Consider the following 228-nt stretch of genomic DNA (forward strand, 5'->3'; position numbering starts at 1 on the left):
AGGGCGTCATCACGGTCGAGGAGTCCAACGCCCTCGGCCTGGAGCTCGTGCTCACGGAGGGCATGCGCTTCGACAAGGGCTTCCTGTCGGCGTACTTCGTGACCGACCCGGAGCGCCAGGGGGCCGTCCTCGAGGACGCCTACGTGCTGCTCGTCGAGTCGAAGGTCTCGGACGTCACGGCCCTGCTGCCGCTGCTGGAGAAGGGCATCCCGTCGGGCAAGCCCCTGG

At 68.9% G+C, this 228-nt stretch carries 1 pseudogene; it reads left to right on the top strand.

What is annotated here, in order from left to right:
- A pseudogene (groEL, locus tag KVT14_RS22055) lies at positions 1–228 on the top strand (chaperonin GroEL); the annotation flags it as partial.

It is taken from the genome of Cellulomonas sp. GbtcB1, assembly GCF_019091725.1.
In the GTDB taxonomy this organism is placed as follows: Bacteria; Actinomycetota; Actinomycetes; order Actinomycetales; family Cellulomonadaceae; genus Cellulomonas.